Below are 21,773 nucleotides of genomic sequence, written 5' to 3' on the forward strand. Positions count from 1 at the left end.
TCAGACTAAAAATTATCTCAATACTCCGGCTTGTTTGGCAACTGATTAAATCACCGCGCCGGGCGCATAAGGTAATAAGACGTAAGTCCAACTCAAATCGGTACTCCTTGTATGCTAATTCATGCCCCACGTCAAACATCTGCAACAAACTGAATGCAAAATCATTGCGGGGATCGTTACCCGTCAGCGAATACCGACCAGACGTGGTGTAATAAACACCACTAGCTCGCGCCGTTCATTATCCTTCCCATCGTGGCGAAAAAGCTGCCCAAGCCAGGGGATTTTCCCCAGCCCCGGCACGCTGTCGCTGCCGGTTTTGTTCTTCTGCGAAAAAATTCCGCCCAACGCCAGCGTTTCTCCACTTTTTACCTCCACCTGGGTTTCTATCTCCTGTTTGTCGATCGCCAGCGTTTCGCCGTCCGCCTGCTGCAGAACCTGTCCCGGCATATTTTCACTGATGTGCAATTTCAGGCGCACGCGCCCTCCCGGTAAGACCACCGGCGTGACCTCCATCCCTAATACCGCCTCTTTAAACTCAACGGAGGTTGCGCCGCTTTCACCGCTTGAGACCTGATACGGTATTTCACTCCCCTGCTTGATGCTGGCCGGTTGCATATGCGAGGCCAGCAGCCGCGGGCTGGCGATGATATCGACCTGCTGTTTTTGCTCCAGCGCAGAGAGCTCCAGATCCAGCAGCCGACCATTGATCCGTCCGATGTTAAAACCCACGTGGCTGGTGGCGCTGGCGACGGAAAGATCGCTGCCAAGCGTGGTGAGCTGGCCAACCTTTCCCGCGTCGGCGGCGTCGGCGAGATTCCATTTCACTCCCAGCTCACGCAGGCTTTTTTCATTAATGGTCACAATATGCGCCGCCAGCTCGACCTGTTCGACAGGAATATCCATCTGAGCGGCCCAGCGCTGCAGCGTCTCCACCACCGTCTGGTTATCGCGAATCAGCAGCCGGTTGGTGCGTTTGTCGAGAGACAAACTTCCCTTTGGGCTCAGGAGTTTTTCAGCGTCTTTTTGCAGCTCTCCGGCATCGGCATAGGAGAAAGCGAGGCTGTGAGAAACCAGCGGCGCCTCAAGCTGTCGACGCGTTCGCTCCTGTTCTGAGCGCTCCTGCTGTTCACGCTGCCAGGCCGCGGTATGAACATAAAAAATGCCGCCCTCCTCTCGCAAAACGAGGCCAGCGCTGGTGACAACCGTTTGTAACGCTTGCCGCCAGGGGACGCGCGTCAGGTTGAGCGAAAGCGAGCCGCCGACGTCAGGCGATATCACCAGATTTCGGTTCTCCTGTGCGACCAGGCTCTGCAGCACCTGGACTACAGGCACGTCATCCACCACCAGCGTGACCGGTTTTGGCGCGGCGGCCCACAGCGGATGGCTGAACGCCAGCAGCCACAGCATTATCCGTAAATTCATTCTTATTCGTTCCTTCTCGTTGCCACGTCCATTTTCCTGGTTCACATGTGTCACCCACATCAACAACCAGTTCCGTTTCATTTATGGCTGTTATCGTCCAGCCTGCCGGGAAGCGCTCATGCATTTTCAGGCGGTACCAGCGCTTTTGCCCATCCTGTAAAATACCGATAGCCTGCTGTCCTCCCACCATGCCGCGATAGCGCCACTGCGCCAGCTCGCCAATGGCGCAGGGATCGTCCGGCGGGCGAAACGGATCGCGCATGCCGGTCAATAGCAGCGCTGAGCAAACCAGCAAATATCGCGCGCTATTTCGCATGTTCCAGCTCCAGCCGCAGGCGCAACGCTGTACCTTGTGGGGCAATCGCGAAAGCGGCGATCTGCACATCCCGCTGCGCCAGCCGGGAAAAAAGCGCCGGGAGAGCCTGCCACTCCACCTCCAGCATCAGTTCCCCTCCGTTCTGCAGCGGCTTCCAGTGAACCAGCGTCGCGTTATCACCCTGAAAATCGAGCGGGGAAAACGGCGTCAGCTCGCGTATTTCCGTTGTTTCCGTAAGAAACGGCACCTTTCTGACGACAGGCCATAACGCCGCGTTCGTCCTCGCGTCCTGAATCAGCTGTCGCTGTCGTTCAGCACACTGCCTGTCCAGCGGTCTGAGCAAGGTGCCCCACGCGGCCAGTCCTGCCAGGAGACTCCCCAGACACCAGAAAAGCACCCGATACCAGGGACGGCTTTCGCACCAGCGTTCTAACAGGGTATCCATGCGTTACCCCTCGCTTTTAAGATGGAGGGTGAACATCCAGCGCCCCTGGCTGTCCTGCCGAAGCTCACCCGCCGTTCCGGGCGTAAAACCCGCTATTTGGCCCAGCGCATCGCGCAGAGCAGACAGGGCTGGCAGGGTTATGGCATACCCACTCAACATCAGAGCAGGAGGCTGATAGCGAAGCTCTGTCAGCCAGACCTGTGAAGGAGTGGCGCGGGAAAGGGATTCCAGCACCGGCTGCCATGCGCGTTGTTGACGTGTCTGCGCTGGCTTCTGCGCCTGTGAGGCGAGTTTCTGCCGGGAGGCAAGCGCATGCTGCACGGTCTGCATTCCCGTCAGCTCCGTTTGCAGCGCGTGCAGCCTCATAACAGGGTTTATCCGCAGGCAGAAAATGATCGCGAACATCAACAGCACGGTGCCGACACACATTGCCCCCCAGAAACGCAGGCATCGTGCGCGCCGCTGCTGTCGCCAGGGCAGAAAGTTCATGAGGCTCATCTGGGCACCTCGCTCATGGCCAGCGCCAGCGCAACGGTATAATCAGCGCCGCAGTCCGGTAGCGGGGCCTGGCAGCGCTCCAGGATTTCCCACGGGTCACGTCGGTTATCAAACAGCGCGATGTCATCCGGACCAAGCGCCAGCAGCGCCGCCAGCTCGGCCACGCTTTCGGCTTCTGTGGTAAAGCGGCGTCCCCACTGGTGACGCATCGCCCACAGCCACTGCCGCTCGTCGCGCCAGGCGACGCACGTCGCTGGCGCCACCGCAGGAAGAAGATTCGCCAGCGCGCTGGCATCCGGCGTAATGGCCACCAGCCGCAAACGCAGCGTTTTCGCCAGCGCCAGTAGGGTATCAACCTCGTTGTTTTGCGCGGCGGTCACGTGAAAGGTATTGCTGAAGGTATCCTGCGCGTAATCGAAACAGAGCGTATCGGCAGACATCTCCAGTTCGCGCGCGAGCGCCGCGCCAAGCCATGAGAGCTGCTCGCTGTCGCGCAGCGCAACGGTCGGACGGGGGAGCGACCGTTGCAGGGTGCGTGCTGCCGGGAAAGAGAGGAACACCCGATGGTAGTGCGGCAGCGTTTTCCGCCAGTCGCGTAACGCATCAACCAGCCGTTCTGGCTGACAAATTTTGCCGTCACGAATGATGCCCTCGTCCAGAGGAATCGCCCACCAGCGGCGCAAGCACCAGCCCGACTTCTCCCGGGTCAAGGCGACGATCTGCACCCTATCCTGTTGAATATGAACGCCCGTTTGCCATGTTTTGAAAGCCATGCTTCACGATCTCCTTATCGCCCGTCGGGTTGACGGCTATATCAATGAATCAGGCTTGCCTTTATACTACCGCGCGATTGTTTAGAAACTGCCCAAGTGAAACCAAATGGGAAATCTCCGGTGAAGTTCGTAAAGTATTTATTCATCCTTGCAGTCTGTTGCATTCTGCTGGGAGCAGGCTCGATTTACGGTTTATACAAATATATTGAGCCACAGCTACCTGATGTCGCCACGCTTCGCGATGTGCGCCTCCAGATCCCGATGCAAGTCTATAGCGCCGATGGCGAGCTGATGGCGCAGTATGGCGAGAAGCGTCGTATTCCGCTGACCTTAAACCAAATCCCCCCCGTGATGGTGAAAGCCTTTATCGCCACGGAGGACAGCCGTTTTTACGAGCACCACGGTGTCGATCCGGTGGGGATTTTCCGTGCCGCGAGCATTGCGTTGTTCTCTGGTCACGCTTCTCAGGGGGCGAGTACCATTACGCAGCAGCTGGCGCGTAACTTCTTCCTCAGCCCTGAAAAGACGCTGATACGTAAGATCAAAGAGGTGTTCCTCGCGATCCGTATTGAGCAGCTGCTGAGCAAAGACGAAATCCTTGAGCTGTACCTCAACAAAATCTACCTGGGTTACCGCGCCTATGGCGTGGGGGCTGCCGCACAGGTGTACTTCGGTAAGCCTGTTGAGCAGCTCACCTTAAGCGAAATGGCAACCATCGCCGGTCTGCCGAAAGCGCCGTCCACCTTTAACCCGCTCTACTCGCTCGATCGCGCCACCGCGCGCCGTAACGTCGTTTTGTCACGTATGCTGAGCGAAGGCTACATCAGCCAGAGCGAGTACGACCAGGCGCGTAACGATGTCATTGACGCTAACTACCACGCCCCTGAGATCGCTTTCGCGTCCCCTTACCTGACCGAAATGGTTCGCCAGGAGATGGTGAATCGCTATGGTGACAAGGCCTACGAAGATGGCTATCGCGTGTACACCACCGTCACCCGTAAGGTCCAGCAGGCGGCTCAGGAAGCGGTGCGGAACAACGTGATGGACTACGATATGCGTCACGGCTATCGCGGCCCGTCAAACGTGCTCTGGAAAGTGGGCGAAAGCGCGTGGGACAGCAAAAAAATCACCAGTACGCTGAAGGCGCTGCCAACCTATGGTCCGCTCCTTCCTGCCGTGGTAACGCAGGCCGATCCTCAGGAAGCCGTTGCGACGCTCGCGGACGGTACGTCCGTCTCGCTGCGTATGGACGGTATCCGCTGGGCGCGTCCTTACCGCTCGGATACGCTGCAGGGCGCAACGCCGCGTAAAGTGACCGATGCCGTCCAGACCGGGCAGCAAATCTGGGTGCGGAAAGTAGGCGAATCCTGGTGGCTGGCACAGGTGCCGGACGTCAACTCGGCCCTGGTCTCTATCAATCCACAGAACGGTGCCATCCTGGCCCTGGTCGGCGGATTTGATTTCAACCAGAGCAAATTTAACCGCGCCACCCAGGCGCTGCGTCAGGTCGGTTCCAATATCAAACCGTTCCTCTACACGGCAGCGATGGATAAGGGCTTGACCCTCGCCAGCATCCTTAACGACGTGCCAATCTCCCGCTGGGATGCCGGTGCCGGTTCCGACTGGCAGCCGAAGAACTCCCCTGCGGAGTATGCCGGCCCAATTCGTCTCCGTCAGGGTCTGGGACAGTCGAAAAACGTGGTGATGGTGCGCGCCATGCGCGCGATGGGCGTCGACTATGCCGCAGAGTATCTGCAGCGCTTCGGTTTCCCGGCGCAGAACATCGTTCGCACCGAGTCGCTGGCGTTAGGCTCCGCCTCGTTTACGCCGCTTCAGGTCGCACGCGGGTACTCGGTGATGGCCAACGGCGGCTTCCTGATTGACCCGTACTTCATCAGCAAGATTGAAAACGATCAGGGCGGCGTGCTGTTCGAAGCTAAGCCGAAGATTGCCTGCCCTGACTGCGATATTCCGGTGATTTATGGCAATACGCCAAAATCCGAGGTGCTTGAGAATAAGGACATGGAAGACCCTGCCGTGTCTCAGGAGCAGCAGAACGGCGTCGTGCCGCAGCCGCAGCTTGAGCAGGCTAACCAGTCGCTGGTGGCACAGACCGGCGCGCCGGAGTATGCCCCGCACGTGATCAACACGCCGCTGTCGTTCCTGATCAAAAGCGCGCTGAACACCAACATCTTCGGTGAACCGGGCTGGCAGGGCACAGGCTGGCGCGCAGGGCGCGATTTGCAGCGTCATGACATCGGCGGTAAAACGGGGACAACCAACAGCTCGAAAGACGCGTGGTTCTCCGGCTACGGCCCGGGCGTGGTGACGTCGGTCTGGATCGGTTTCGACGATCACCGCCGTGACTTAGGTCGTACAACGGCCTCCGGCGCGATTAAGGATCAGATTTCCGGCTACGAAGGCGGAGCGAAGAGCGCGCAGCCGGCCTGGGACGCCTACATGAAGTCCGTTCTTGAAGGCGTGCCGGAGCAGCCGTTAACGCCACCGCCAGGCGTGGTGACGGTTAATATCGACCGCAGCACGGGCCAGCTCGCCAACGGCGGTAATAGTCGCGAAGAGTATTTCATCGAGGGCACGCAGCCAACCACGCAGGCGGTGCACGAGGTGGGGACAGAGATTATTGATAACGGCGAGACGCACGAGCTGTTCTGACAACAAAGCAAAACGGCAACCTCTGGTTGCCGTTTTTGTGTTTGCTCTCTCCCGTGGGAGAGGGTTGGGGTGAGGGCATCAGGCCACTACAATCGCCCCTGCCCCTTCAACCACTCCCGTACCAGGAACAGCGCGCTCACGTTGCGAGCCTCATTAAAGTCAGGGTCTTCCAGCAGATCCATCAGGTGCGCTAGCGGCCAGCGAACCTGCGGCAGCGGCTCCGGTTCATCCCCTTCCAGCGATTCAGGATAGAGATCTTCAGCCACCACGATATTCATTTTGCTGGAAAAATAGGACGGCGCCATGCTCAGCTTTTTCAGGAATGAAAGCTCATTCGCACCAAAGCCGACCTCTTCTTTTAGCTCGCGGTTTGCCGCTTCAAAGACGGTTTCACCCGGGTCGATAAGCCCTTTCGAGAACCCAAGCTCGTAAGATTCCGTTCCCACAGCGTATTCGCGGATCAAAATCAGATGATCGTCGACAATGGGAACAATCATCACCGCTTCGCGCGAAGAGGGGCGCATACGTTCATAAACGCGACGCACACCGTTGCTGAACTCCAGGTCCACACTTTCGACATTAAACAGGCGCGATTTGGCGACAGTTTCAACATTCAGAATGGTGGGTTTTTGTAGTGGTTTGCTCATCTTGATGGGTCTTAGCAGTGAGAACTGGCGTTATTGTGCGATATGCCGCACGGTTTCGGCAATGTCAATCGTTCTTTATTTACATTTATGCAACGTAACTGGGATCAATCCTCAATTCAAAACAAATGTCAAGAGGTTGAAATGTTTCCAGGAATTTGCTGATATCGCGCCATAACAGGCTTTGCTATCATCACCGGTCACTGGGATGCGCTTCAGAATGCTCAAGTTCGACTCCATACTTGCCGATAGCCAGCCACAGACTCTCATTCAATGTAAAGGTGCTACTGACTACACCTGTAAGAAGATAAGTAAGATGGGGAAAGCATGAGCACCATTTTGATTGTTCTCGCTGCTATGCTGGCCGGCGCGTTGGTTGCAGGATGGTTGTACAGGCGCCGCGTACAGCGCCGTTATCGTCTGCCCTTTTTAAATGCATTTGCGGGTGCGAGCACGCGTAAACTCACGCAGGACGAGCGCGATGCGGTTGAAAACTATCTCGAAATCCTGAACCGTACTCAGTTAACGCCTGGGCCAACGGGAGCCACCGCTGCGCCCGTCGCGCTAAAGCTTAATGCGCAAAGTGATACCGTGCTCTGCGTGACGCGCTCCATCACGCGCTATGGCATCACCACTGATGACCCCAACAAATGGCGCTATTACCTTGATTCCGTCGAAGTGCATCTGCCCCCGTCCTGGGAGCAATACATTAATGACGAAAACAGCGTTGAGCTGATTCACACCGATTCGTTGCCTCTGGTTATCACGCTTAACGGCCATACGCTGAATGAATACCTTCAGGAAGCCCCGCGTTTTGCGCTGGAACGCGCGAGTTCAACGCAGGCGTCCATTCGTGGCGAAGAGACAGAGCAGATAGAACTGCTGAACATTCGCCAGGAGACGCATGAAGAGTACGCCCTGAGCCGCCCGGACGGCATCCGTGAAGCCATTCTGATCGTTGCTGCTTTCCTGCTCTTTTTTATCTGCCTGCTGACGCCGGATGTGTTTGTCCCCTGGCTGGCTGGCGGCGCGGTGCTGCTGCTGGCCGGCGGGCTTTGGGGTCTCTTTGCTCCACCGGCTAAAACCTCGTTGCGCGAGATCCACTGCCTGCGCGGGACGCCAAAGCGCTGGGGCCTGTTCGGTGAAAACGATCAGGAGCATCTCAACAATATCTCGCTCGGTATTATCGACCTGATCTACCCGCGTCACTGGCAGCCGTGGATCGCACAGGATTTAGGGCAGAAAACCGATATTGATATCTACCTTGACCGCCACGTTGTGCGTCAGGGGCGCTTCCTGTCTCTGCATGATGAAGTGAAAAATTTCCCGCTTCAGCACTGGCTACGCAGTACGGTCATTGCCGGCGGCGCCGCGCTGGTCTTAGCCATGCTGCTGCTTTTCGTGCCGCTGGATATGCCCATTAAATTCACCCTGTCGTGGATCAAAGGGGCGCAAACCATTGAAGCGACCAGCGTCAACAAACTGGATGAAGCCGGTGTACGCGTGGGGGACACGCTGCGCCTGAAGGGGACCGGGATGTGTAATATTCACACCCCGGGGGCGTGGAACACGCGTCAGAGTTCGCCGTTCATGCCGTTCGATTGTTCGCAAATTATCTGGAACGACGCGCCGCCGCTGCCGCTGCCGGAATCCGAAGTGGTGAACAAGGCCACGGCTCTCACCCAGACGGTTAACCGCCAGCTGCATCCGAAACCGGACGATGATTCGCGCGTCAGCCCCGCGCTGCGCTCGGCCATTCAGAAATCAGGCATGGTTCTGCTGGATGATTTTGGTGACATCGTCCTGAAAACGCAGGATTTATGCTCCTCTCAGGATGAGTGCATACGCCTTAAAAACGCCCTGGTAAACCTGGGGAACAGCAAAGACTGGGACTCGCTGGTAAAACGCGCCGAAGCGGGACGACTGGATGGCGTTAACGTGCTGCTGCGTCCGGTGAGCGCGGAATCGCTGGATAACCTGGTCGCCACCTCGACGTCGCCGTTCATGATGCGCGAGACCACCCGTGCGGCTCAGGCGCTGAACAGCCCGGCGCCGGGTGGCTTTGTGATAGCAAGCGATGAAGGCAGCGATCTGGTCGATCAGCCCTACCCGCAGGTTGCGCTTTATGACTACCCGGCGCAGGAGCAGTGGAGCCAGTTCCAGCGCCTGGCGCAGATGCTGATGCAAACGCCGTTCAGCGCCGAAGGGATTGTCACGAGTATTTATACCGACGCCAACGGCACTCGCCATATCGGCCTGCACCGGATGCCGGATAGCGCAGGCTTGTGGCGTTACATCGGCACCTCTTTGCTGATGACCGCGATGCTGATCGCCATTTTCTGGAACGGCTTTATGGCCCTGCGCCGCTACCAGCGCTCGCGCACCCGGCTTGCAGACATTCAGCAGTATTATGAAAACTGCCTCAATCCAAAGCTGATCCCCTCGTCTGAGAGCCTGATCTGATAACGTCGTTGCGCGGCAAGTTGTGCTACCCTGTCGCGCACGTTTCTTCTGGCTGGAGTTCCCCCTTATGCATCTTGATATCGCCTGGCAGGAGGTAGATACCGTTCTGCTGGATATGGACGGCACGCTGCTCGATCTCGCCTTTGATAACTATTTCTGGCAAACGCTGGTTCCTGAAACCTATGGCGAGCAGCAGGGGATCTCCCCGGCAGAAGCGCAGGCATTCATTCGTTCGCAATATAGTGCGGTGCAACATACGCTAAACTGGTACTGTCTTGACTACTGGAGCGAGCGCCTCGGTCTGGATATTTGTGCCATGACCACCGCCCAGGGCCCGCGCGCCGTTCTGCGCGAGGATACCGTGCCCTTTCTGGATGCGCTGAAAGCGAGCGGCAAGCGCCGTATTTTGTTGACCAACGCGCATCCACATAATCTGGCGGTGAAGCTGGAGCATACAGGTCTGGCGTCGCACCTTGATTTATTACTTTCCACCCACACATTTGGTTATCCGAAAGAGGATCAGCGGTTGTGGCATGCGGTGAAGGAAGAGACGGGTTTGCAGCCAGAACGTACGTTGTTCATTGATGACAGCGAGCCCATTCTGGATTCCGCGGCAAGGTTTGGCATTCGCTACTGTCTGGGCGTGACCAATCCTGACTCTGGCCTGGCTGAAAAAAGCTATCTGCGCCACCCTGGACTGAACGACTATCGCCAGATGATCCCCTCACTGATCGTGAAGGAGACGCCATGAAAGAAAAACCCTCTGACGGGGTAAGACTGGATAAATGGCTGTGGGCAGCGCGTTTTTATAAAACACGCGCCCTTGCCCGCGAGATGGTTGACGGCGGAAAAGTGCATTACAACGGCCAGCGCAGCAAACCGAGCAAGCTGGTTGAGCTGAATGCCACCTTAACGCTGCGTCAGGGCAACGATGAACGTACGGTGGTGATTAAAGCCATTACCGAACAGCGTCGACCTGCAGCGGAAGCCGTACTGCTTTATGAAGAGACGGCGGAGAGCATTGAAAAGCGCGAGAAGACCGCGCTGGCGCGCAAAATGAACGCGCTGACGATGCCCCACCCGGACCGGCGACCGGATAAAAAAGAGCGTCGCGATCTGATGAAATTTAAACACGGTGAGACTGATTAACCTCACCCGCACGAGAGATGAAAATGGCCCAACACGACCAATTACACCGCTATCTGTTTGAACAATTCGCCGTGCGCGGCGAGCTGGTCACCGTATCCGAAACCTGGAAACAGATTCTGGAAAACCACAATTACCCGCTGCCGGTGAAGACCCTGTTGGGCGAACTGCTGGTTGCCACCAGCCTGCTGACGGCGACGCTGAAGTTTGCCGGTGATATCACCGTGCAGCTGCAGGGCGACGGCCCGATGACGCTGGCGGTGATCAACGGCAATAACCAGCAGCAGATGCGCGGCGTGGCGCGCGTTCAGGGCGACGTGCCTGAAAATGCAGACCTCAAAACGCTGGTGGGTAATGGCTACCTGGTGATCACCATCTCCCCTGAGGAAGGTGAGCGCTATCAGGGTGTGGTGAGTCTGGAAGGCGATACCCTGGCAGCCTGCCTGGAAGATTACTTCATGCGTTCTGAACAGCTGCCGACGCGTCTCTTCATCCGCACCGGTGAAGTGGACGGTCAGCCTGCTGCGGGCGGTATGCTGCTGCAGGTTCTGCCTGCGCAGGACGCACAGACCAATGACTTTGAGCACCTGGCGACGCTGACCGAAACCATCAAAGCGGAAGAGCTGTTCAACCTGTCGGCGACCGACGTACTGTGGCGTCTGTACCACGAAGAAGAAGTGACGGTTTACGATCCGCAGTCCGTGGAATTTAAGTGCACCTGCTCACGCGAGCGCTGTGCTGGCGCGCTGAAAACCCTGCCGGATGAAGAGATCGACAGCATCATGGCGGAAGACGGCGAAATCGATATGCACTGTGACTACTGCGGTACGCACTACGTGTTCAATTCGATGGATATCGCTGAGATCCGCAATAACGCCTCCCCGGCGGATCCGCAGGTTCACTAAACCTCTTTCCCCTCACCCTAACCCTCTCCCCAAAGAGGAGAGGGAACTTGAACCCCCTCTCCCCTTTGGGGAGAGGGCTGGGGTGAGGGGTAAAAAACTCCCCCCAAGCTGAATCGTTTTCCTTATGTAACTCTTACGTAATTTTCTTACGTGTATGCGATTACATTCACATTCTTTCCGATAAAATCACCACTCTTTAACCTTTTCGGAACATTTTCCCCAACCAAAAAGCGATTCCTGCGATAATCCGCCTGCGCTGTGACTGGAGTCGCAGCGTTTTCCGTTAGTAAGGGTTTTGTCCAGATGCGTAAATCTATGAGCCCCGTCGCGGTTAACAACCTCAGAAAAACCCTACAATTTCAGGCAGTACATATTGGCTAAGGAGCAGTGATATGCGTGTTACTGGTTTAACCCCGCAAGATCTCAAGGCTTATGGTATTCACGACGTCCAGGAAATCGTCTACAACCCCGACTACGATACGCTGTATCAGGAAGAGCTCAATCCAGCACTGGAAGGATACGAGCGTGGTGTGTTGACGAATCTTGGTGCTATCGCCGTCGATACCGGTATTTTTACCGGTCGTTCGCCGAAAGATAAGTATATCGTCCGAGACGAAACCACCCGCGATACGCTGTGGTGGGCTGACAAGGGCAAAGGGAAGAACGACAACAAACCGCTCTCCCCGGAAACCTGGCAGCACCTGAAAGGGCTCGTCACCCATCAACTTTCCGGCAAGCGTCTGTTCATTGTCGACGCTTTCTGCGGCGCTAACGCCGATACCCGTCTCTCCGTGCGTTTTATCACTGAAGTGGCCTGGCAGGCACATTTCGTGAAAAACATGTTTATTCGTCCAACCGACGAAGAGCTGCAGGATTTCACCCCGGATTTCATCGTGATGAACGGTGCGAAATGCACGAACCCACAGTGGAAAGAGCAGGGTCTGAACTCCGAAAACTTTGTGGCCTTCAACCTGACCGAGCGTATCCAGCTGATCGGCGGTACCTGGTACGGCGGCGAAATGAAGAAAGGGATGTTCTCGGTCATGAACTACCTGCTGCCGCTGCGGGGCATCGCCTCCATGCACTGCTCGGCTAACGTCGGTGAAAAAGGCGACGTGGCGGTATTCTTCGGCCTGTCCGGCACCGGGAAAACCACCCTGTCCACCGATCCAAAACGTCGCCTGATTGGCGATGACGAACACGGCTGGGATGACGACGGCGTATTCAACTTTGAAGGCGGCTGCTACGCGAAGACCATTCGCCTGTCTGAAGAGGCCGAGCCGGATATCTTCCACGCGATCCGTCGCGATGCGCTGCTGGAAAACGTCACCGTGCGTGCCGACGGCTCCATCGACTTCGACGATGCGTCGAAAACGGAAAACACCCGCGTCTCTTACCCGATCTACCACATCGACAATATCGTGAAGCCGGTGTCAAAAGCGGGTCATGCCACGAAGGTCATTTTCCTGACCGCGGATGCGTTCGGCGTGCTGCCTCCGGTGTCTCGCCTGACGGCCAGCCAGACGCAGTACCACTTCCTCTCCGGTTTTACCGCCAAGCTGGCGGGTACCGAGCGTGGCGTGACGGAGCCAACCCCAACCTTCTCCGCCTGCTTCGGCGCGGCCTTCCTGTCGCTGCACCCGACGCAGTACGCTGAAGTGCTGGTGAAACGCATGCAGGCATCCGGCGCGCAGGCATACCTGGTGAACACCGGCTGGAACGGTACCGGCAAACGTATCTCCATCAAAGATACCCGCGCGATTATCGACGCCATTCTGGATGGTTCTCTGGACGACGCCGAAACCTTTACGCTGCCGATGTTTGACCTGGCGATCCCAACGTCGCTGCCGGGTGTGGATACGCATATCCTCGACCCGCGCAACACGTACGGTTCTCCGGAGCAGTGGCGCGAGAAGGCGGAATCGCTGGCGAAGCTGTTTATCGAGAACTTCGAGAAGTATACCGATACCCCGGCGGGTGCTGCGCTGGTGAGCGCGGGTCCGAAGCTGTAGTCATTCTCCCTCTCCCCGTGGTAGAGGGCCGGGGTGAGGGCATCAGACCGCAGAGACCGCATTTTGTCGGGTGGCGGCTTCACCTTACCCGACCTACAAAAAGGGTGGCAATTGCCACCCTTTTTTTAACCCTCTTTCACCTGCCCCCGCGTCACCGGTACCGGCAGCCAGGCGCGAATGCTCAGTCCACCACGCTCGCTGGTGCCAATCTCCAGCAGTCCGTTGTGGTTATCGATAATACGCTGAACAATCGCCAGGCCTAAGCCCGTGCCGCTGGTGCTGCGCGCGCTGTCGCCGCGCACAAACGGCTGGAACAGATGCTTACGCTGCTCGGGCTTGATGCCCGGACCGTCGTCTTCCACCTGGAACCAGGCGCGGTTGAGTTCAGACCCGCTGCTGACTTTGATCCAGCCATTGCCGTAGCGCGCCGCGTTGACCACCATGTTCGCCACCGCGCGCTTAATGGAGAGCGGGTGCATGCGTACCTGAATTTCACCCGCCTGCAGGTCGGTATCAATCTCCCGCTCGTAGCCGCTTTCCGCCGCCACCACCTCGCCCAGCACCGCGTTCAGATCCGCCATCTCCATCGGCATCTCCTGCCCGGTGCGCAGGTAGTCGATGAACTGCTCGATGATGGCATTACACTCTTCGATATCCTTGTTAATGGACTCGGCGAGATAACCGTCCTCTTCCCCCATCATCTCCGTCGCCAGACGAATACGCGTTAGCGGCGTGCGCAGGTCATGGCTTACGCCCGCCATCAGCAGCGTACGATCGTCCGCCAGCTGCTTCACGCCTGCCGCCATATGGTTAAACGCGCGCGTCACCGAACGGACTTCCGAGGCGCCATACTCGCGCAGCGGAGGTGGAATAATCCCTTTACCGACCTGCAGCGCAGCGTGCTCCAGGTCGACCAGCGGTCGGTTCTGTATACGGATAAATAGCCACGCGCCGCCTATCGCCAGCAGCATAATCGCCAGGGTGTAGCGGAACAGCGGCGAGAAGTCGCCCTGATGGATTTCGGTCAGCGGGACGCGCACCCAGATATTGGGTGACAGCCAGGTTTTCAGCCAGACGACGGGCGAACTTTTGTTGACCTCAACGCGCACTTCCGTTGGGCCGCCCAGCTGCTGCGCCATCTGCTGGCTGAGGAATTCATAGTGCTGAGCCCAGCGCAGGCCAGCGTCTTCCGCCGCTTCGTTGGAGTAGAGCGAAATGCCCAGCTCACGGTAGATTTCACGGCGAAACGCCGGGGGAACGACGAGCTGCGTGCCGTCCTCCAGCTGCAGTTTGTCGGTCATCAGCATACGGACTTCGTAGGCCAGGACCTTATTAAACTGCTGGAGGCTCGGCAGGATCGCAAAGTTCAGCACCACCAGATAGGTCGTCACCAGGCTGACGAACAGCAGGGTGACGATCAGCAACAGGGTGCGGGCAAACGAGCTACGCGGCGAGAAGCGCATTCGCCTCATGCTTTAGAGCCGTCCGGGACGAACACGTAGCCCAGACCCCATACGGTCTGAATATAACGAGGATGCGCAGGATCTTCTTCCACCATGCGGCGCAGGCGGGAGATCTGCACGTCAATGGAGCGTTCCATTGCGGAGTATTCGCGACCGCGCGCCAGGTTCATCAGCTTGTCGCGGGAAAGCGGTTCACGCGGGTGGCTGACCAGCGCTTTCAGAACCGCAAACTCGCCGCTGGTGAGCGGCATTGGCTCATCTTCACGGAACATCTCGCGCGTGCCGAGGTTCAGCTTGAACTTGCCGAAGGCAATGACGGCTTCTTCCTGAGACGGTGCGCCAGGCAGTTCGTTCGCCTGACGGCGGAGAACAGCGCGAATACGCGCCAGCAGTTCACGCGGGTTAAACGGTTTTGGAATGTAGTCATCCGCGCCGATTTCGAGGCCGACGATACGGTCAACTTCCTCACCCTTCGCCGTCACCATGATGATTGGCATCGGGTTGCTCTGGCTGCGCAGACGGCGGCAAATAGAAAGCCCGTCTTCGCCAGGCAGCATCAGGTCGAGAACCATCAGGTGGAAAGATTCACGGGTCAGCAGACGGTCCATCTGCTCAGCGTTCGCGACGCTACGAACCTGGAAGCCCTGCTCGGTCAGATAACGTTCCAGCAGCGCACGCAGGCGCATGTCGTCATCCACGACCAGAATTTTGTAGTTCTCTTGCATTGTGTGTACTCCCAAAGGTTCGGATAGTCTTTGTAACAGCGTATTCTAAAAAAGTGCACGTATTCGACCAGTTAATTCTGGTATAAATTCTAGTCGAAATTGTTACAAAGCATATTTAACAGCAGCTTATCTGCTCATTTCATCACATAAATCATTATTAATCCTGTCTGTTACACTGTGTGGTACGTATTGTGCGCAAGACAGTTAACCGGCAGGCAGCAAAGGCTTTACCATGAAAACGCCCCTGATCACCCGCGAAGGGTACGAAAAGCTCAAAAAAGAGATGGATTACCTCTGGCGCGAAGAGCGTCCTGAAGTAACCAAAAAGGTGACCTGGGCGGCAAGCCTGGGCGATCGCAGCGAAAACGCTGACTACCAGTACAACAAAAAGCGGCTGCGCGAAATTGACCGCCGGGTTCGCTATCTGACAAAGTGCCTCGAGAATCTCAAAATTGTCGATTACTCCCCGCAGCAGGAGGGCAAAGTGTTCTTCGGCGCGTGGGTGGAGATTGAAAACGACGACGGTGACACCCTGCGTTTTCGCATTGTCGGCTACGATGAAATTTTTGGTCGTAAGGATTACATCTCCATCGACTCCCCGATGGCCCGCGCGCTGCTGAAAAAGGAAGTGGGCGATCTGGCCGTCGTTCAGACTCCAGCCGGTGAAGCCAGCTGGTACGTCAATGAGATCGTCTACGTAAAATAGTCCGAGAGCGCCCTCCCCGGCTGGCATTTTGCCGTGTCAGCCCGTATAACTATCCCCTGATTTTTCGACTCAACAGATGATAAAGCCATGATGAAAGATTCGCTCTGCCGCATTATTGCGGGTGATATTCAGGCCAGAGCCGAACAGGTAGAAGCTGCCGTTCGCCTGCTTGATGAAGGGAACACCGTGCCGTTTATTGCACGCTATCGTAAGGAAGTCACCGGCGGTCTGGATGACACGCAGCTGCGTAACCTGGAGACCCGTCTGGGCTATCTGCGCGAGCTGGAAGAACGTCGTCAGGCGATCCTCAAATCCATAGGCGAACAGGGCAAGCTGACCAGCGAGCTTGAAAGCGCCATCAACGGCACCCTGAGCAAAACCGAACTCGAAGATCTCTATCTGCCGTATAAACCGAAGCGCCGCACGCGCGGGCAGATTGCGATTGAAGCGGGTCTTGAGCCGCTTGCCGCTCTGCTGTGGAACGAGCCGTCCCACGATCCGGAAACCGAAGCCGCCAAATTTATCGACGCCGACAAAGGCGTAGCGGACACCAAGGCCGCCCTTGACGGCGCGCGCTACATTCTGATGGAGCGCTTCGCCGAAGACGCCGCCCTGCTCGCTAAAGTGCGTGATTACCTGTGGAAGAATGCCCACATCGTCTCTACCGTCGTCGCGGGTAAAGAGGAAGAAGGCGCGAAATTCCGCGACTACTTCGATCACCACGAACCGATCTCTACCGCCCCTTCACACCGCGCGCTGGCGATGTTCCGCGGCCGCAACGAAGGCGTGCTCCAGCTCTCCCTGAACGCCGACCCGCAGTTTGACGAGCCGCCGAAAGAGAGCCACTGCGAGCAGATCATTATCGACCATCTCGGCCTGCGCCTGAACAACGCCCCGGCGGACAGCTGGCGCAAAGGCGTGGTGAGCTGGACCTGGCGCATCAAGGTGCTGATGCACCTCGAAACCGAGCTGATGGGCACCGTGCGCGAGCGCGCCGAAGACGAAGCGATTAACGTCTTCGCCCGTAACCTGCACGACCTGCTGATGGCCGCCCCTGCCGGCCTGCGCGCGACTATGGGTCTCGATCCGGGCCTGCGTACCGGCGTGAAGGTCGCTGTGGTTGACGGCACCGGCAAGCTGGTGGCGACCGATACCATCTATCCGCACACCGGCCAGGCAGCGAAAGCGGCCGTCGTGGTAGCGGCGCTGTGCGAAAAATACAACGTGGAGCTGGTTGCTATCGGCAACGGTACGGCCTCACGCGAAACCGAGCGTTTCTACCTCGACGTGCAGAAGCAGTTCCCGAAAGTGACGGCGCAGAAAGTAATCGTCAGCGAAGCGGGAGCATCCGTCTATTCCGCGTCCGAGCTGGCGGCCCAGGAGTTCCCGGACCTGGACGTTTCCCTGCGCGGTGCGGTCTCTATCGCACGCCGCCTGCAGGATCCGCTGGCGGAGCTGGTGAAGATCGACCCGAAATCCATCGGCGTGGGCCAGTATCAGCACGACGTGAGCCAGACTCAGCTGGCGCGCAAGCTGGATGCGGTGGTGGAAGACTGCGTAAACGCCGTCGGCGTTGACCTGAACACCGCTTCCGTTCCCCTGCTGACCCGCGTGGCGGGCTTAACCCGCATGATGGCGCAGAACATCGTCGCCTGGCGTGATGAGAACGGCCAGTTCCAGAACCGTCAGCAGCTGCTGAAGGTGAGCCGTCTGGGGCCAAAAGCCTTTGAGCAGTGTGCGGGCTTCCTGCGCATCAACCACGGCGATAACCCGCTGGATGCCTCCACCGTTCACCCGGAAGCGTACCCGGTTGTGGAGCGCATTCTGGCCGCCACCCAGCAGGCACTGAAAGATCTTATGGGTGACAGCAGCGCCCTGCGCAACCTGAAAGCCGTTGATTTCACCGATGACAAATTTGGTGTCCCCACCGTCACCGACATCATCAAAGAGCTGGAAAAGCCGGGCCGCGATCCGCGTCCTGAGTTCAAGACGGCGACCTTTGCTGACGGCGTGGAAACCATGAACGACCTGCTGCCCGGCATGGTGCTGGAAGGCGCGGTGACCAACGTCACTAACTTTGGCGCGTTTGTGGATATCGGCGTGCATCAGGACGGTCTGGTGCATATCTCTTCCCTTGCCGACAAGTTCGTTGAAGACCCGCACACCGTGGTCAAAGCGGGCGACATCGTGAAGGTGAAAGTGCTGGAAGTCGATCTGCAGCGCAAGCGTATCGCGCTGACCATGCGTCTGGACGAGCAGCCGGGCGACACCAGCGCGCGCCGCGGCGGCAATGGCGGTGGCCGCGAGCAGCAGCGCCCGGCCGCAAAAGCGGCAAAACCGCGCGGACGTGATGCTCAGCCTGCAGGCAACAGCGCGATGATGGATGCGCTGGCGGCAGCGATGGGTAAGAAACGCTAAGGTTACAATGCCCCTCACCCTAACCCTCTCCTCAAAGGGGAGAGGGGATCGCACGGTGCGGTCTTTCCCCCTCGTCCTCATGGGTGGGGGAATAAAATCATATCGAAATATATGAAACCGATTGCATAGCCATATTTAAACCACGAATTATCACCCCGTTAACAAATACTCCCCTTTTCGTTTTCCTGGCAATTCAGCAAATATTGAGCCAGGTCAAACAGGCCGTAAATTAATACCGTAAACAACATTCCGTCACAGTTTTAATATTGCTGATAAAAACTATTCTCATTATCATCCCATAGTAGATAATTTAACCTTTCGTGGAATCAGGCGTTATGCAATTCACTCCAGACAGTGCATGGAAGATTACCGGTTTTACCCGCGAAATTAGCCCAGCCTATCGGCAAAAGCTGCTGTCGCTGGGCATGCTGCCCGGCTCGTCATTCCAGGTCGTGCGCGTGGCGCCGCTGGGCGATCCGGTTCATATCGAAACCCGCCGCGTGAATCTGGTGCTGCGTAAGAAAGACCTCGCGTTAATAGAAGTCGAAGCCTTATCCCGATAACAAGCCAGCGGTTTCAGTGAGTCTAAAAAAATGAAAAAGTTAACTATTGGCTTAATTGGCAATCCTAATTCCGGCAAGACGACGCTTTTTAACCAGCTAACCGGAGCCCGCCAGCGCGTGGGCAACTGGGCGGGCGTGACGGTTGAGCGTAAAGAGGGCCAGTTCACGACAACGGACAACCAGGTGACGCTGGTTGACCTTCCCGGCACCTACTCCTTAACCACCATTTCGTCGCAAACCTCGCTCGATGAGCAGATTGCCTGCCACTATATTCTTGGCGGCGACGCGGACCTGCTGATCAACGTGGTCGACGCTTCCAATCTCGAACGTAACCTTTATCTGACGCTGCAGCTGCTGGAGCTGGGCATCCCCTGCATTGTGGCGCTCAACATGCTCGACATTGCGGAGAAACAAAAGCTGCGCATCGACGTCGATGCCCTCTCCGCGCGCCTGGGTTGCCCGGTCGTTCCGCTGGTCTCGACGCGCGCTCGCGGTATTGATGCGCTGAAGCTGGCCATTGACCGTCACCAGGGAAATCATGACATTGAGCTGGTGCATTACGCGAAGCCTCTCCTGCGCGAAGCCAATGTGCTGGCGCAGGAGATGGACCAAAGCATGCCTGCGAAACAGCGCCTGTGGCTCGGCCTGCAGATGCTGGAAGGGGATATCTACAGCCGCGCTTACGCCGGGCATGCGGCTGATAAGCTGGACGCGACGGTGGCCCGTCTTAGCGACGAGCTGGACGACCCGGCGCTGCACATCGCCGACGCGCGTTACCAGGCCATCGCCTCGATTTGCGACGTTGTCAGTAACGCGCTGACGGCAGAGCCCAGCCGCTTTACGGCAGCGGTGGATAAGGTCGTGCTTAACCGCTTCCTCGGTTTGCCCATCTTCCTGCTGGTGATGTACGTGATGTTCCTGCTCGCCATTAACATCGGCGGCGCCCTCCAGCCTATTTTCGACGCCGGTTCCGTCGCGGTCTTCGTTCACGGAATTCAGTGGGTGGGTTACACTCTGCACTTCCCGGAATGGTTAACCATCTTCCTCGCACAGGGGATCGGCGGCGGTATCAACACCGTTCTGCCTCTGGTGCCGCAGATCGGCATGATGTATCTGTTCCTCTCGTTCCTGGAAGATTCCGGCTACATGGCGCGCGCCGCGTTCGTGATGGATCGTCTGATGCAGGCGCTAGGTCTGCCAGGTAAATCCTTCGTCCCGCTGATTGTCGGCTTCGGCTGTAACGTACCGTCGGTGATGGGCGCACGCACCCTGGATGCGCCGCGTGAACGTCTGATGACCATCATGATGGCGCCGTTTATGTCCTGCGGTGCCCGTCTGGCCATCTTTGCGGTCTTTGCCGCAGCCTTCTTTGGTCAGCAGGGCGCGCTGGCGGTCTTTTCGCTGTACGTGCTGGGCATCGTGATGGCGATCCTCACCGGTCTGATGCTGAAGCACACCATTATGCGCGGTGAAGCGTCGCCGTTTGTGATGGAGCTGCCGGTGTATCACGTGCCGCATCTGAAAAGCCTGGCGATCCAGACCTGGCAGCGCCTGAAGGGCTTTGTGCTGCGCGCCGGTAAGGTGATTGTCATCGTCAGCATTTTCCTGAGCGCGCTGAACAGCTTCACCCTCAGCGGGCAGGCGGCAGAAAACATCAACGACTCTGCCCTCGCCTCCGTCAGCCGCGTCATCACGCCGGTCTTCAAACCGATTGGCGTGCATGAGGATAACTGGCAGGCGACCGTCGGGCTGTTCACCGGCGCGATGGCGAAAGAGGTGGTTGTCGGCACCCTGAACACGCTTTACACCGCAGAGAACATTCAGGAACAGGAATTTAATCCGGCAGAGTTTCATCTCGGTCATGAACTGCTGGGTGCCGTAGAGGAAACCTGGCAGAGCCTGAAAGACACCTTCAGCCTGAGCGTGCTGGCGAACCCTATTGAGGCCAGCAAAGGCGACGGCGAAATGGCAACAGGTGCCATGGGCGTGATGGGCGAGAAATTTGGCAGCGCGTCCGCGGCCTACAGCTACCTCATCTTTGTTCTGCTCTACATTCCATGCATCTCCGTGATGGGGGCGATTGCCCGCGAGTCCAGCCGCGGCTGGATGGGCTTCTCCATCCTGTGGGGGTTAAACATTGCGTACTCGCTGTCGACGCTCTTTTATCAAACCGTTAATTTCAGCCAACATCCGCGCTACAGCCTGGTCTGCATTCTCGCGGTTGTGCTGTTTAACGTGATAGTGCTCGGTTTGCTGCGGCGTGCGCGCAGCCGCGTCGACATCGACCTGCTGGCAAACCGTAAAACCGCCGCGACCTGCTGCAGCAGCCCGGCGGGCGACTGTCACTAAGGAGTAAACCATGGCATCGTTGATTCAGGTTCGTGACCTGCTGGCACTGCAAGGGCGAATGGAGGCGAAACAGCTGAGCCTCAGCCTGCATACGCCGCAGCCGATGATCGATGCCATGCTGGAAAGACTGGAAGCCATGGGGAAAGCCGTGCGGATTCAGGAAGAAGCGGACGGTTGTCTCTCCGGCAGTTGTAAAAGCTGTCCGGAAGGAAAGTCCTGCCTCAGGGAGTGGTGGACGCTGCGTTAACAAAG

General features: G+C 57.6%; 19 protein-coding genes. 11 read left to right on the forward strand and 8 right to left on the reverse strand.

Features of this window, described 5'->3' with window-relative positions; genetic code table 11:
• Positions 1-183: 183 nt before the first annotated feature.
• From hofQ to FOY96_RS20360, 5 genes are read right to left on the reverse strand one after another with little or no spacing between them, the layout of a single operon-like run.
• Positions 184-1,407, reverse strand: coding sequence for a DNA uptake porin HofQ (gene hofQ / locus FOY96_RS20340; RefSeq protein ID WP_223862645.1), 1,224 nt, complete (start codon positions 1,405-1,407; stop codon positions 184-186).
• Positions 1,334-1,738 (reverse strand): HofP DNA utilization family protein, encoded by a 405-nt coding sequence (locus FOY96_RS20345; protein WP_143347647.1) that lies wholly within the window; start codon positions 1,736-1,738, stop codon positions 1,334-1,336. The genes hofQ and FOY96_RS20345 overlap by 74 nt, the downstream gene beginning before the upstream one ends.
• Positions 1,728-2,183 (reverse strand): HofO family protein, encoded by a 456-nt coding sequence (locus FOY96_RS20350; RefSeq protein ID WP_143347648.1) that lies wholly within the window; start codon positions 2,181-2,183, stop codon positions 1,728-1,730. Before FOY96_RS20350 ends, FOY96_RS20345 begins: the two co-directional genes overlap by 11 nt.
• Before the next feature lie 3 nt (positions 2,184-2,186).
• A complete protein-coding gene (locus tag FOY96_RS20355; RefSeq protein ID WP_047059815.1) occupies positions 2,187-2,681 on the reverse strand; it encodes a PilN domain-containing protein in 495 nt (164 codons plus the stop codon).
• A complete protein-coding gene (locus tag FOY96_RS20360; protein ID WP_143347649.1) occupies positions 2,678-3,454 on the reverse strand; it encodes a type IV pilus biogenesis protein PilM in 777 nt (258 codons plus the stop codon). The genes FOY96_RS20355 and FOY96_RS20360 overlap by 4 nt, the downstream gene beginning before the upstream one ends.
• A 120-nt stretch (positions 3,455-3,574) precedes the next feature.
• Here FOY96_RS20360 and mrcA point away from each other — a divergent pair, with 120 nt between their 5' ends.
• Positions 3,575-6,127, forward strand: a complete 2,553-nt coding sequence (gene mrcA / locus FOY96_RS20365; RefSeq protein WP_039263080.1) for a peptidoglycan glycosyltransferase/peptidoglycan DD-transpeptidase MrcA — start codon at positions 3,575-3,577, stop codon at positions 6,125-6,127.
• Positions 6,128-6,213: 86 nt separating this feature from the next.
• On the opposite strand, the gene nudE is transcribed toward mrcA, so the two are convergent.
• The gene (gene nudE, locus FOY96_RS20370; RefSeq protein WP_008503041.1) at positions 6,214-6,774 is read right to left on the reverse strand and encodes an ADP compounds hydrolase NudE; all 561 of its coding nucleotides are present in this window, start codon (positions 6,772-6,774) and stop codon (positions 6,214-6,216) included.
• Positions 6,775-7,098: 324 nt separating this feature from the next.
• On the opposite strand from nudE, the gene FOY96_RS20375 reads away from it, so the two are divergent.
• The 5 genes from FOY96_RS20375 (at position 7,099) to pckA (ending at position 13,297) form a co-directional block, all read left to right on the forward strand.
• Complete coding sequence (locus FOY96_RS20375; RefSeq protein WP_033146817.1) at positions 7,099-9,234, forward strand: intracellular growth attenuator family protein; 2,136 nt, start codon at positions 7,099-7,101, stop codon at positions 9,232-9,234.
• A 67-nt stretch (positions 9,235-9,301) separates the two neighbouring features.
• Positions 9,302-9,985 carry a GMP/IMP nucleotidase gene (gene yrfG / locus FOY96_RS20380; RefSeq protein ID WP_143347650.1) on the forward strand — a complete coding sequence of 228 codons (684 nt, stop codon included), beginning with the start codon at positions 9,302-9,304 and terminating at the stop codon, positions 9,983-9,985.
• Positions 9,982-10,383, forward strand: a complete 402-nt coding sequence (gene hslR, locus FOY96_RS20385; RefSeq protein WP_029740483.1) for a ribosome-associated heat shock protein Hsp15 — start codon at positions 9,982-9,984, stop codon at positions 10,381-10,383. Before yrfG ends, hslR begins: the two co-directional genes overlap by 4 nt.
• 17 nt (positions 10,384-10,400) lie before the next feature.
• Positions 10,401-11,285: an Hsp33 family molecular chaperone HslO gene (hslO, locus tag FOY96_RS20390; protein ID WP_172620529.1), complete on the forward strand. Its 885-nt coding sequence runs from the start codon at positions 10,401-10,403 to the stop codon at positions 11,283-11,285.
• A gap of 392 nt (positions 11,286-11,677) precedes the next feature.
• Positions 11,678-13,297 carry a phosphoenolpyruvate carboxykinase (ATP) gene (gene pckA / locus FOY96_RS20395; RefSeq protein ID WP_023309493.1) on the forward strand — a complete coding sequence of 540 codons (1,620 nt, stop codon included), beginning with the start codon at positions 11,678-11,680 and terminating at the stop codon, positions 13,295-13,297.
• A 125-nt stretch (positions 13,298-13,422) separates the two neighbouring features.
• Here the strand turns inward: pckA and envZ are convergent, their stop codons facing one another.
• Positions 13,423-14,769: a two-component system sensor histidine kinase EnvZ gene (gene envZ / locus FOY96_RS20400; RefSeq protein ID WP_010436407.1), complete on the reverse strand. Its 1,347-nt coding sequence runs from the start codon at positions 14,767-14,769 to the stop codon at positions 13,423-13,425.
• Positions 14,766-15,485 carry an osmolarity response regulator transcription factor OmpR gene (ompR, locus tag FOY96_RS20405; RefSeq protein ID WP_001157751.1) on the reverse strand — a complete coding sequence of 240 codons (720 nt, stop codon included), beginning with the start codon at positions 15,483-15,485 and terminating at the stop codon, positions 14,766-14,768. The genes envZ and ompR overlap by 4 nt, the downstream gene beginning before the upstream one ends.
• A gap of 232 nt (positions 15,486-15,717) precedes the next feature.
• Here ompR and greB point away from each other — a divergent pair, with 232 nt between their 5' ends.
• The 5 genes from greB to feoC all read left to right on the forward strand — a co-directional run bounded on the left by greB (position 15,718) and on the right by feoC (position 21,768).
• Positions 15,718-16,191, forward strand: coding sequence for a transcription elongation factor GreB (gene greB / locus FOY96_RS20410; protein WP_014885539.1), 474 nt, complete (start codon positions 15,718-15,720; stop codon positions 16,189-16,191).
• An 87-nt stretch (positions 16,192-16,278) separates the two neighbouring features.
• A complete protein-coding gene (locus tag FOY96_RS20415; protein ID WP_143347652.1) occupies positions 16,279-18,609 on the forward strand; it encodes a Tex family protein in 2,331 nt (776 codons plus the stop codon).
• Positions 18,610-18,944: 335 nt separating this feature from the next.
• Entirely contained in the window at positions 18,945-19,172 is a 228-nt protein-coding gene (gene feoA / locus FOY96_RS20420) for a ferrous iron transporter A (RefSeq protein WP_008503050.1), read from the forward strand.
• Positions 19,173-19,202: 30 nt separating this feature from the next.
• A complete protein-coding gene (gene feoB / locus FOY96_RS20425) occupies positions 19,203-21,521 on the forward strand; it encodes a Fe(2+) transporter permease subunit FeoB (protein WP_143347653.1) in 2,319 nt (772 codons plus the stop codon).
• A gap of 10 nt (positions 21,522-21,531) precedes the next feature.
• Entirely contained in the window at positions 21,532-21,768 is a 237-nt protein-coding gene (feoC, locus tag FOY96_RS20430) for a [Fe-S]-dependent transcriptional repressor FeoC (RefSeq protein WP_143347654.1), read from the forward strand.
• The last annotated feature ends 5 nt before the right edge of the window (positions 21,769-21,773 follow it).

The organism is Enterobacter asburiae, assembly GCF_007035645.1.
In the GTDB taxonomy this organism is placed as follows: domain Bacteria; phylum Pseudomonadota; class Gammaproteobacteria; order Enterobacterales; family Enterobacteriaceae; genus Enterobacter; species Enterobacter asburiae_B.

What these genes read in the sequence shown, in the direction of transcription:
- hofQ (WP_223862645.1), bottom strand. Translation starts at nt 1,407, where the DNA reads ATGCTGTGGCTGCTGGCGTTCAGCCATCCGCTGTGGGCCGCCGCGCCA.
- FOY96_RS20345 (WP_143347647.1), bottom strand. Translation starts at nt 1,738, where the DNA reads ATGCGAAATAGCGCGCGATATTTGCTGGTTTGCTCAGCGCTGCTATTG.
- FOY96_RS20350 (WP_143347648.1), bottom strand. Translation starts at nt 2,183, where the DNA reads ATGGATACCCTGTTAGAACGCTGGTGCGAAAGCCGTCCCTGGTATCGG.
- FOY96_RS20355 (WP_047059815.1), bottom strand. Translation starts at nt 2,681, where the DNA reads ATGAGCCTCATGAACTTTCTGCCCTGGCGACAGCAGCGGCGCGCACGA.
- FOY96_RS20360 (WP_143347649.1), bottom strand. Translation starts at nt 3,454, where the DNA reads ATGGCTTTCAAAACATGGCAAACGGGCGTTCATATTCAACAGGATAGG.
- nudE (WP_008503041.1), bottom strand. Translation starts at nt 6,774, where the DNA reads ATGAGCAAACCACTACAAAAACCCACCATTCTGAATGTTGAAACTGTC.
- FOY96_RS20375 (WP_033146817.1), top strand. Translation starts at nt 7,099, where the DNA reads ATGAGCACCATTTTGATTGTTCTCGCTGCTATGCTGGCCGGCGCGTTG.
- yrfG (WP_143347650.1), top strand. Translation starts at nt 9,302, where the DNA reads ATGCATCTTGATATCGCCTGGCAGGAGGTAGATACCGTTCTGCTGGAT.
- hslR (WP_029740483.1), top strand. Translation starts at nt 9,982, where the DNA reads ATGAAAGAAAAACCCTCTGACGGGGTAAGACTGGATAAATGGCTGTGG.
- hslO (WP_172620529.1), top strand. Translation starts at nt 10,401, where the DNA reads ATGAAAATGGCCCAACACGACCAATTACACCGCTATCTGTTTGAACAA.
- pckA (WP_023309493.1), top strand. Translation starts at nt 11,678, where the DNA reads ATGCGTGTTACTGGTTTAACCCCGCAAGATCTCAAGGCTTATGGTATT.
- envZ (WP_010436407.1), bottom strand. Translation starts at nt 14,769, where the DNA reads ATGAGGCGAATGCGCTTCTCGCCGCGTAGCTCGTTTGCCCGCACCCTG.
- ompR (WP_001157751.1), bottom strand. Translation starts at nt 15,485, where the DNA reads ATGCAAGAGAACTACAAAATTCTGGTCGTGGATGACGACATGCGCCTG.
- greB (WP_014885539.1), top strand. Translation starts at nt 15,718, where the DNA reads ATGAAAACGCCCCTGATCACCCGCGAAGGGTACGAAAAGCTCAAAAAA.
- FOY96_RS20415 (WP_143347652.1), top strand. Translation starts at nt 16,279, where the DNA reads ATGATGAAAGATTCGCTCTGCCGCATTATTGCGGGTGATATTCAGGCC.
- feoA (WP_008503050.1), top strand. Translation starts at nt 18,945, where the DNA reads ATGCAATTCACTCCAGACAGTGCATGGAAGATTACCGGTTTTACCCGC.
- feoB (WP_143347653.1), top strand. Translation starts at nt 19,203, where the DNA reads ATGAAAAAGTTAACTATTGGCTTAATTGGCAATCCTAATTCCGGCAAG.
- feoC (WP_143347654.1), top strand. Translation starts at nt 21,532, where the DNA reads ATGGCATCGTTGATTCAGGTTCGTGACCTGCTGGCACTGCAAGGGCGA.